General features: G+C 73.1%; 10 protein-coding genes. All 10 read left to right on the top strand.

Features of this window, described 5'->3' with window-relative positions; genetic code table 11:
• Nucleotides 1-76: 76 nt before the first annotated feature.
• Nucleotides 77-1,861 (top strand): DUF5941 domain-containing protein, encoded by a 1,785-nt coding sequence (locus tag ABZ641_RS16425; protein ID WP_359982477.1) that lies wholly within the window; start codon nt 77-79, stop codon nt 1,859-1,861.
• On the top strand, nt 1,858-2,613 hold the full coding sequence (locus ABZ641_RS16430; RefSeq protein WP_344621809.1) for a phosphocholine cytidylyltransferase family protein: 756 nt from the start codon (nt 1,858-1,860) through the stop codon (nt 2,611-2,613). Before ABZ641_RS16425 ends, ABZ641_RS16430 begins: the two co-directional genes overlap by 4 nt.
• Nucleotides 2,601-3,662: an iron-containing alcohol dehydrogenase family protein gene (locus ABZ641_RS16435; RefSeq protein ID WP_344621810.1), complete on the top strand. Its 1,062-nt coding sequence runs from the start codon at nt 2,601-2,603 to the stop codon at nt 3,660-3,662. The genes ABZ641_RS16430 and ABZ641_RS16435 overlap by 13 nt, the downstream gene beginning before the upstream one ends.
• A 79-nt stretch (nt 3,663-3,741) precedes the next feature.
• Nucleotides 3,742-4,479, top strand: coding sequence for a CDP-alcohol phosphatidyltransferase family protein (locus tag ABZ641_RS16440; RefSeq protein WP_344621880.1), 738 nt, complete (start codon nt 3,742-3,744; stop codon nt 4,477-4,479).
• Nucleotides 4,476-5,360 carry a glycosyltransferase gene (locus tag ABZ641_RS16445; protein WP_344621811.1) on the top strand — a complete coding sequence of 295 codons (885 nt, stop codon included), beginning with the start codon at nt 4,476-4,478 and terminating at the stop codon, nt 5,358-5,360. The genes ABZ641_RS16440 and ABZ641_RS16445 overlap by 4 nt, the downstream gene beginning before the upstream one ends.
• Before the next feature lie 58 nt (nt 5,361-5,418).
• Nucleotides 5,419-6,339 (top strand): ABC transporter permease, encoded by a 921-nt coding sequence (locus tag ABZ641_RS16450; protein ID WP_344621812.1) that lies wholly within the window; start codon nt 5,419-5,421, stop codon nt 6,337-6,339.
• Entirely contained in the window at nt 6,332-7,147 is an 816-nt protein-coding gene (locus ABZ641_RS16455) for an ABC transporter ATP-binding protein (protein WP_344621813.1), read from the top strand. The genes ABZ641_RS16450 and ABZ641_RS16455 overlap by 8 nt, the downstream gene beginning before the upstream one ends.
• Nucleotides 7,148-7,289: 142 nt before the next feature.
• Nucleotides 7,290-8,213, top strand: a complete 924-nt coding sequence (gene hpnC, locus ABZ641_RS16460) for a squalene synthase HpnC (protein ID WP_344621881.1) — start codon at nt 7,290-7,292, stop codon at nt 8,211-8,213.
• 41 nt (nt 8,214-8,254) lie between these two features.
• The gene (gene hpnD / locus ABZ641_RS16465; RefSeq protein WP_344621882.1) at nt 8,255-9,112 is read left to right on the top strand and encodes a presqualene diphosphate synthase HpnD; all 858 of its coding nucleotides are present in this window, start codon (nt 8,255-8,257) and stop codon (nt 9,110-9,112) included.
• Between the two features lie 103 nt (nt 9,113-9,215).
• The coding region (gene hpnE, locus ABZ641_RS16470; protein WP_359982475.1) for a hydroxysqualene dehydroxylase HpnE at nt 9,216-10,494 on the top strand (1,279 nt) is incomplete at its 3' end.

Below are 10,494 nucleotides of genomic sequence, written 5' to 3' on the forward strand. Positions count from 1 at the left end.
GGCCGCCGGCCGCACCGCCGTCACCGCCCCCGGTCCGCTCGCCGCCGACCTCGCGGCGATCGGCTTCGGCCGGATCCTGCACGCCCGGGACGCCGTCGAACTCGCCGACCTGCTCGCGGCCGCCGACCCGGCCGAGCGGATCGCCGTCATAGACGCCGGCTTCGTCGGCCACCGGCACGCCCTGCGCCTGGCCCTCACCGACCCCCGCTTCCCGGCCGGCGCCGTCCCCGGCGCCGTCGCGGTCAACGGCAGCGCGGCTCGCGAGGCCTTGGTCGCCGCCGCCCACGGCCTCACCGGCCACGAGCCGAACCTCCCGGACGCCCTGGCCGGCGCCGTCCAGCGCGGCGGCATCCCCGTCCAGCGCCCGGAGCTCGGCGCCCTGGTCGCGACCGTCCCCGCCACCGCCGACGAGCTGGCCGCCGCCCGCGCCGCCGTCGCCGAGGTCGACGAGGAGGCGGTGCGGCTGCGCCGCGCGGTGAAGGCCCGCGACGGCTTCTTCACCACCTACTGCGTCAGCCCGTACTCGCGCTACATCGCCCGCTGGTGCGCCCGCCGCGGCCTCACCCCGAACCAGGTCACCACGGCCTCACTGGTCACCGCGCTCGCCGCGGCCGCCAGCGCCGCCACCGCGACCCGGCCCGGGTTCGTCGCCGCCGGCCTGCTGCTGATCCTCTCCTTCGTGCTGGACTGCACCGACGGGCAGCTCGCCCGCTACTCGCTGCAGTACTCCACGGTCGGCGCCTGGCTGGACGCCACCTTCGACCGGGCCAAGGAGTACTCCTTCTACGCGGGCCTCGCGATCGCGGCCACCCGCACCGGCGACCACGTGTGGGCGCTCGCCCTGGCCGCGATGGTGCTGATGACCTTCCGGCACAGCGTCGACTTCGCCTTCATGGCCGCCGACCAGGAGACCGCCCGCAACCCCGCCACCGCCGGCAGCAAGGCGCAGGCGGCGAACTCCAGCCCCACCGCCCAGCTCTCCAACCGGCTCGACCGGGTCGGCTGGACGGTCTGGGCCCGCCGCATCGTCGTGCTGCCGATCGGCGAGCGCTGGGCCCTGATAGCCCTGCTCACCGCCGTCACCACCCCCCGCACCACGCTCACCGTGCTGCTCATCGGCTGCGCCCTGGCCTGCTGCTACACCACCGCGGGCCGGGTGCTGCGCTCGATCAACCGGCGCCGTCCGCGCGCCGACCAGGCCGCCCGCGAGGTCGCCGTCCTCGCCGACGGCGGACCGCTCGCCGAGCTGCTCGCCCCGCTGCTGCGCCCCGTCGCCCGCCGGCTGCCGGGCCTCGCCGTCCCGGTGGTCGCCGCGCTCGCCTCGGCAGGCCTGCCCGTCGCCGTTTATTCGCTCGGCGGCACCTGGGCCTCGGTCGGCGCCGCCGCCGGCTACGTGCTGCTCAGCTCGCTCGTCCTGGCCAGGAAGCTGAACGGCGCCCTGGACTGGCTGGCCCCCGCGTTCTTCCGCGCCGGCGAGTACCTGACCGTCCTCGCGCTCGCGCTGCGCCTGGACACCGCCTCCCTCCCGGCCGCGTTCGGGCTGGTCGCGGCCGTCGCCTACCATCACTACGACACGGTGTACCGCCTCCGCGGCGGCACCGGCGCGCCGGCCCGCTGGCTGGTTCGCGCGACCGGCGGCCAGGAGGGACGGGCCCTGCTCGTCACCCTCTTCGCCGCTCTCGTGTACGGCGGCGCCCCCACCGGGGCGGTCGGGCACGAGGGGCCCGGAGCTGCCGCCCTGCAGGGCGGTCTGGTGGCCCTGGCCGCCGTCCTGGCCCTGGTCGTCGTCGCCGAGTCCATCCACTTCTGGGTGTTCGGCGACGCCACGGCAGAACACGACGAATCAGGAGACACCGCATGATCGGCCTCGTCCTGGCCGCCGGCGCAGGCCGCCGGCTCCGCCCGTACACCGACACCCTGCCCAAGGCGCTGGTGCCGGTCGACGGGGACCGGACCGTCCTGGACCTCACCCTCGGCAACTTCGCCGAGGTGGGGCTGCGCGAGGCCGCCGTCGTGGTCGGCTACCGCAAGGAGGCCGTGTACGACCGCAAGGACGCGCTGGAGCAGAAGTACGGCGTCAAGCTCACCCTGGTCGAGAACGACAAGGCCGAGGAGTGGAACAACGCCTACTCCCTGTGGTGCGCCCGCGAGCTGTTCGGCGAGGGCCTGCTGCTCGCCAACGGCGACACCGTGCACCCGGCGTCCGTCCAGCGCACCATGCTCGACGGCAACGACCGGATGGCCAAGGAGGGCAGCGCCCCCGGCATCCTGCTCGCCCTGGACACCGTGAAGAAGCTCGCCGACGAGGAGATGAAGGTCGTCGTCGACCCCGCCCTCGGCATGCGCCGCATCACCAAGCTGATGGACCCGGCCGAGGCGACCGGCGAGTACATCGGCGTCACGATCATCAACCCGTCCGCCAAGGACGCCCTCGCCGACGCCCTGCAGGCCACCTTCGAGCGCGACCCGCAGCTCTACTACGAGGACGGCTACCAGGAGATGGTGAACCGCGGCCTGCGGATCGACGTGCAGCCGATCGGCGAGGTCTCCTGGGTCGAGGTGGACAACCACGACGACCTGGCCCGCGCGCGGGAGATCGCGTGCCAGTACTGACCCGGCTGCTGCCCTCGCCGGTCTTCGTGGAGATCCGCGCGGGCGCCCTCGACGCGCTCGGCGGGATCCTCGCGGACCAGCGGCTGTCCGCCTCCGGGCGGATAGCGGTGGCGATCAGCAACGGCTCCGGCGCGGTGCTCCGGGAGCGGCTCGAACCGCTGCTCCCGGGCGCCGCCTGGTTCGAGGTCGCCGACGGCACCCTCGACGCGGCCGTCCGGCTCGCCGACGAGATGCGCGGCGGCCACTTCGACGCGCTGGTCGGCCTCGGCGGCGGCAAGATCATCGACGCCGCGAAGTACGCCGCGGCCCGGGTCGGCCTGCCGATCGTCGCGGTGGCCACCAACCTCGCGCACGACGGCATCTGCTCACCGGTCTCGATCCTCGACAACGACGCCGGGCGCGGCTCCTACGGCGTGCCCAGCCCGATCGGGATCGTCGTCGACCTCGACGTCATCCGCAGGGCGCCGCAGCGCTTCGTCGCGGCCGGCATCGGCGACGTCATCTCCAACATCTCGGCCTGCGCCGACTGGGAGCTGTCGAACCGGGTCACCGGCGAGCCGGTCGACGGCCTGGCCGTCGCGATGGCCCGCTCGGCCGGCGAGAACCTGCTGCGCCACCCCGGCGGCCTGGAGGACGAGGACCTCCTGATGGCCCTGTCGGAAGCCCTGGTACTGTCCGGCATCGCGATGAACATCGCGGGCAGCACCCGGCCTTCGTCGGGCGCCTGCCACGAGATCTCGCACGCCCTGGACGTGCTGTACCCCAAGCGGTCCGCCCAGCACGGCGAGCAGGTCGGCCTCGGCGCCGCCTTCGCCAGCCACCTGCGGGGCGAGCACGAGCTGACCGGTCTGATCGTGGAGCGCCTGGCGAGCCACGGACTGCCGGTGACCGCGGACCGGATCGGCTTCACCGAGGCGGAGTTCACCGAGGCGGTGCACTACGCCCCGAACACCCGCCCGGGCCGCTTCACCATCCTGGAACACCTCGACCTCTCCCCATCGGACATCAGGGACGCGTACGCCGACTATGTCAAAGCAGTCCACCGCTGACTCCCCCTCGGCCGCCCCGGTCGACCTGACCCGCCGCCCCTCCATCGAGGAGCTGCGGGCCGTCATCCACCCCGAGGGGATGCTGCAGCGCCGCAGCGCCGAGCACTGGGCCGGCCGGCTCTACATGCGGAAGATCTCGCTGCGGATCACCCGCGTCCTCAGCACCGTCACGGTGATCACGCCCAACGGGCTGACCTACCTGATGATGTTCACCGGCATCCTGGCCGGCGCCGCCCTGGTGATCCCGGGCATCACCGGCGCCGTCCTGGGCGCCCTGCTGATCCAGGTCTACCTGCTGCTCGACTGCGTGGACGGCGAGGTCGCCCGCTGGCGCCGGCAGACCTCGCTGACCGGTGTCTACCTGGACCGCGTCGGCCACTACATGTCCGAGGCCGCGCTGCTCACCGGCCTCGGCCTGCGGGCCGCCGACCTGTTCCACCAGGACGGCACCGCCACCGCCTGGCAGTGGGCCTTCCTCGGCACCCTCGCCGCGCTCGGCGCGATCCTGATCAAGTCGGAGACCGACCTGGTCGACGTGGCCCGCGCCCGCAGCGGCATGACCGCCGTCGAGGACAGCGCCTCGGTGCCGCGTTCCTCCGGCGTCGCCAAGGCCCGCCGGGCCGCCTCGCTGCTGAAGTTCCACCGCCTGATCGGCGCGGTCGAGGCCTCGCTGTTCATCCTCGCCGCGGGCATCGCGGACCAGGTGCACGGCGGCATCTTCTTCACCCGCCTGGCCGTGGTGGTGCTCGCCGCGATCGCCATGCTGCAGACCGTGCTGCACCTGCTGAGCATCGTCCTGTCGAGCAGGCTGCGATGAGCGACGCCCTGCGGCTCGGAGCCGTCATCATCACCCAGGGCAACCGCCCGGCGGAGCTGAACGCCCTGATCGAGTCCGTCCGGGCCCAGGACGGCCCGCCGGTCGAGCTGGCCGTGGTCGCCAACGGCGCCCCGCTGCCGCCGCTGCCCGCGGACGTCCGCACCGCCGAGTCGCCGGAGAACCTCGGCATCCCCGGCGGCCGCAACGTCGGCATCGAGCTGTTCGGCCCGGACGGCCGGGACGTCGACGTGGTGCTCTTCCTCGACGACGACGGCCTGCTGCCGGGCCGCGACTCCGCGGAGCTGCTGCGCCGGGCCTTCGCGGAGGACCCGCGGCTCGGCATCGTCTCCTTCCGGATCGCGGACCCGGACACCGGCGTCACCCAGCGCCGGCACGTCCCCCGGCTGCGCGCCAGCGACCCGCTGCGCTCCTCCCGGGTGACGACCTTCCTGGGCGGCGCCAGCGCCGTCCGCACGGCGGTCTTCCCCCAGGCCGGACAGCTCCCCGGCGAGTTCTTCTACGCGCACGAGGAGACCGACCTGGCCTGGCGCGCGCAGGACGCCGGCTGGGCCATCGACTACCGGGCCGACGTGGTGCTGCACCATCCCACCACCTCGCCGGCCCGGCACGCCTCGTACTTCCACAACGTGGCCCGCAACCGCGTGTGGCTGGCCCGGCGGAACCTTCCGGTCCCGCTGGTGCCTCTCTACTTGGGAACCTGGTTCCTGCTCACCCTGGCCCGCCGCCCGTCCGGTGACGCGCTCAAGGCCTGGCTGGGCGGATTCCGGGCCGGCTGGACGGAACCCTGCGGTCCGCGACGGCCGATGCGATGGCGTACTGTATGGCGACTGACCCGCCTGGGCCGACCGCCGATCATCTGATCGCTGCCACCGGCAAGCCCCCTGCCGGTCGAACCAAACTCCGTGATCAAGGACGAATGTGTCGACATTGAGTGACCCGCTCAGCCTCTCGGCCCCGAGGGGTGCCGACGCGGGCCTGACCCCCCAGCAGCTCGTGGCCAAGTACGGCCTGACGGTGAGCGGGGCGCGGCCACCGCTGCCCAAGTACGTCCAGCAGCTGTGGTCCCGGCGCCACTTCATCATGTCCTTCGCGACCGCCAGGCTGGTCGCGCAGTACAGCACGGCGAAGCTCGGCCAGGTCTGGCAGGTCGTGACCCCGCTGCTCAACTGCGTGGTCTACTTCCTGGTCTTCGGCCTGATCCTCTCGGGCAGCAAGTCGATCGGCAACTACGTTCCGTGGCTGTGCATCGGCGTCTTCATCTTCCAGTTCATCCAGACCGCGGTGCAGAGCGGAACCCGCTCGATCTCCGACAGCCTGGGCCTGATCCGGGCGCTGCACTTCCCCCGTGCGTGCCTGCCGATCGCCTTCACCATCATCCAGCTGCAGCAGCTGCTGATCTCGATGGTGGTGCTGGTCGGCATCGTGCTGGCCAGCGGGATCACGCCCGGTCTGAGCTGGCTGCTGGTGATCCCGGCGATCGCCCTGCTGTGCCTGTTCAACACGGGCATCGCGCTGGCCATGGCCCGGGTCGGTGCGAAGACCACCGACATGGCGCAGCTGATGCCGTTCATCCTGCGCACCTGGATGTACCTCTCGGGCGTGTTCTACAGCATCGAGCGGAACATCGAGACCTGGCCGAAGTGGATCCAGCTGGCCGCCGACGTGAACCCGGCAGCCGTCTACATGGACCTGGTCCGGTTCGCGTTCGACCCGAGCATCGACAACCGTCACTCGCTGCCGCCGCACGTCTGGGCCGTGGCGGTCGCCTGGGCGCTCGTCGCCTTCGTGCTCGGTTTCGTGTTCTTCTGGAAGGCGGAAGAGGAGTACGGCCGTGGCTGACACCGCAACGACCAACGTTCAGGAGGCGGCTCCGGTGGACGCCCAGCACGCCCGCGTGCCCACCGTCGTCGTGGACGACGTCCACATCGTCTACAAGGTGCACGGCGCGGGCTCCGGCCGCGGCAGCGCCACCTCTGCGCTGAGCCGGATCATCTCGCGCAAGCGCTCGCCCGCCATCCGCGAGGTGCACGCCGTCCGCGGCGTCAGCTTCGTGGCGTACAAGGGCGAGGCGATCGGCCTGATCGGCTCCAACGGCTCCGGCAAGTCGACCATGCTGGCCGCCATCGCGGGCCTGCTGCCGACCGAGGCGGGCGGCATCTACACCAACGGGCAGCCCTCGCTGCTCGGTGTGAACGCCGCGCTGATGAACGACCTGACCGGCGACCGCAACGTGGTGCTGGGCTGCCTGGCGATGGGCATGTCCCCCGCCGAGGTGCGGTCCCGCTACCAGGACATCGTCGACTTCTCGGGCATCAACGAGAAGGGCGACTTCATCACCCTGCCGATGCGCACCTACTCGTCCGGCATGGCGGCCCGCCTGCGGTTCTCCATCGCCGCGGCGAAGACGCACGACGTGCTGCTGATCGACGAGGCGCTGGCCACCGGTGACCAGAAGTTCCAGAAGCGCTCCGAGGCCCGCATCCGCGAGCTGCGCAAGGAGGCCGGCACGGTCTTCCTGGTGAGCCACAACAACAACGCGATCCGCGACACCTGCGAGCGCACCATCTGGATCGAGAAGGGCGAGCTCGTCATGGACGGGCCGACCGACGTCGTGGTGAAGGCGTACGAGCGCGGCGAGCGCCCCTGAGGGGTCCGCGGCGATCCCGCCGAGGCCGGTGCCGGGACTCTCCCGGCACCGGCCTCGGCGTGATCGGACGCGGTGCCCGGTACGCGTGTCCGAAGGGGACCGCCGGGCGGGAGCGGTGTAGAACGGGGGAGTGACGGCAGTGGTGGCTTCGGCCAAATCAGACAATCAGACAGATGGCGCCACGTTGCAGAAGGCGGACCTGGAGAACTTCCCGGTCGCGCCGTCCTTCCTGCCCGCCGCCTGGCGCACCGACCTGATGGCGGTCTACGGCTTCGCCCGGCTGGTCGACGACGCCGGCGACGGCGACCTCGCCGAGCCGGAGCGGGTGGCCGCACTGCTGGACGTCCCGGTCGTCGCCGACCGCACCGCCTTCCGGCTCGGCCTGCTGGACGGCCTGGAGCGCGACCTCGACCGCGCCTTCGAGACCGCCCTCGGCCAGGGCGGCGAGCCGCCCCGCCACCCGCTGATGCAGGCGCTCGTCCCGCTCGCCGACCGCCACCCCGTCACCCCGGAGCCCTTCCGCCGCCTGATCGAGGCCAACCGCGTCGACCAGACCACCACCCGCTACGCCACCTACCGCGACCTGATCGGCTACTGCACCCTCTCCGCCGACCCGGTCGGCCGGCTGGTGCTCGCCCTCGCCGGCGTCGCCACCCCCGAGCGGATCGTCCTCTCCGACGCGATCTGCAGCGGCCTGCAGGTCGTCGAGCACATCCAGGACGTCGCCGAGGACCTCGGCCGCGGCCGGATCTACCTGCCCGCCGACTCCCTCGAACGGTTCGGCGTCACCGAGGACGACCTCGCCGCGCCGACCGCCGGACGGCGGGTCCGCGAGCTGATCGCCTTCGAGGCCGAGCGGGCCCGGACCCTGCTCGACCGCGGCGCACCGCTGGTCGGTACGGTTCACGGGAGGCTACGGCTGCTGCTCGCGGGATTCACCGCGGGCGGGTACGCGGCCCTGGCGGCCGTCGAGGCCGCCGGGTACGACGTGCTCGCCCAGCAGCCCAAGCCGGACAAGCGCCGCCTGGCACTGCGGGCGGCGGCACTCTTCGCGAAGGGAAGGTGAACGCCCGAGTGGCGGCATCCCCACTGGCGTCGGCGCCGGTCATGGCGGCCTACCGGTACTGCGAGGCGGTCACCGCGCTGCAGGCCCGCAACTTCAGCTACGGCATCCGGCTGCTGCCGGAGCCCAAGCGCCTCGCCATGTCCGCGCTCTACGCCCTGGCCCGCCGGGTGGACGACATCGGCGACGGCGACCTGCCCGAGGACCGCAAGGCCGAGCAGCTGCTGCGCACCCGCGAGCTGCTGGACGAGGTCCGGGCCGGCGCGGTCGGCGAGGACGACACCGACCCGGTCAAGGTCGCCCTCGCGGACGCCGCCCGGCGCTTCCCGATCCCGCTCGGCGGCTTCGACGAGCTGATCGACGGCGTCGAGATGGACCTCAAGGGCGTCGAGTACCGGACGTACGAGGACCTCAAGGTCTACTGCCGCTGCGTCGCCGGCGCCATCGGCCGGCTGTCGCTCGGCGTGTACGGCTGCGAGGACCCGGAGCTCGGCGCGCACTACGCCGACACCCTCGGCCTCGCGCTGCAGCTCACCAACATCCTGCGCGACCTGCGCGAGGACGCCGCCAACGGCCGCACCTACCTGCCCACCGAGGACCTCGTCCGGTTCGGCTGCCAGGAGGGCTTCGCCCTGCCCGAGCCGCCGGTCGGCGCGGACTTCAGCGGGCTGATCGCCTTCGAGGCGCAGCGGGCCCAGCAGGCCTTCGAGGAGGGCCTGCGGCTGCTGCCGATGCTGGACCGCCGCAGCCGCGCCTGCACCGCCGCGATGGCCGGCATCTACCACCGCCTGCTCGGCCGGATCGCGGCCGAACCCGAGTCCGTCCTGCGCGGCCGGGTCTCCCTGCCGGGCTGGGAGAAGGCGTACGTGGCGCTGTCCGGGCTCGCCGGAGGGCGTTCTTGATTCTTCCGCCAGTTATGTCACGCTGTGTCAACAGGGAATCACGGGCATATGCGGTGATGTTGTCCACGAAACGACGGCGAGACCAGGGCAGGGGGTGGCACCGATGACCGCACGGACGACGGCCGAGCGGCCCACCGCCGTCGTGGTCGGCGGCGGGCTCGCCGGCATCACCGCGGCCCTGCGCCTCGCCGAGGCCGACCACCGGGTCACCCTGCTGGAGACCAGACCCCGGCTCGGCGGCCTCGCCTTCTCCTTCCGCCGCGGCGACCTGGTCGTCGACAACGGCCAGCACGTCTTCCTGCGCTGCTGCACCGCCTACCGCGGCCTGCTGGACCGACTGGGCGCGGGCCGTCTGGTGGATCTCCAGCCGCGCCTCGACGTCCCGGTGCTCTCCGTCGCCCCCGACGGCCGGCGCACCTTCGGCCGGCTGCGCCGCGCGGGTCTGCCGGTGCCGCTGCACCTGGCCGCCAGCCTCGCCGGGTACCCGCACCTCGGCCCGGCCGACCGGCTGCGCGTGGTGCGGGCTGCCCTCGCCCTGCAGGCGCTCGACCTCGCCGACCCGGCGCTGGACGGGATCTCCTTCGGCGCCTGGCTGCGGCAGCACGGCCAGACCCCCGCCACCGTCGCGGCCCTGTGGGACCTGGTCGGCGTCGCCACGCTCAACGCCACCGCCGAGCAGACCTCGCTGGCGCTGGCCGCCATGGTCTTCAAGACCGGCCTGCTCTCCGACCCGGGCGCCTCCGACATCGGCATGGCCAACGTGCCGCTCGGCCGGATCCACCACGACGCCGCCCTGGCCGAGCTGGAGCGCCTCGGCGTGCAGGTCCGGCTGCGCACCCGGGCGGCCGAGATCAAGCCCGCCGACCGGCACGGCGTCCGGCTGGAGGACGGCGAGCTGCTCTCCGCCGACACCGTGGTGCTCGCCGGCGCCCAGGAGTCCGCGGCGGCCCTGCTGCCGCCGGGCGCGATCCGCGACCAGCAGCGGATCGCCGGGCTCGGCCACGCGCCGATCCTGAACGTGCACGTGGTGTACGACCGCACCCTGCTGCGCCGCCCCTTCTTCGCCGCGCTGGGCTCGCCCGTGCAGTGGGTGTTCGACCGGACGGCCCATTCGGGCCTCGACGTTCCCGGCGCCCAGTACCTGGCGCTCTCGCAGTCCGCGGTGCAGGCCGAGATCGACCTGCCGGTGGCCGAGCTGCGCGAGCGCTACCTGCCGGAGCTGGCCAGGCTGGTGCCCGGTGCCCGCGAGGCGGAGGTGCTGGACTTCTTCGTCACCCGCGAGCGGACGGCCACCTTCGACCCGGCCCCCGGCACCGCCCCGCTGCGGCCCGCCGCGGCCACCGACGTGCCCGGCCTGCTGCTGGCCGGTTCGTGGACGGCCA

Source organism: Kitasatospora sp. NPDC007106, assembly GCF_040634455.1.
Taxonomy (GTDB): Bacteria; Actinomycetota; Actinomycetes; order Streptomycetales; family Streptomycetaceae; genus Kitasatospora; species Kitasatospora arboriphila.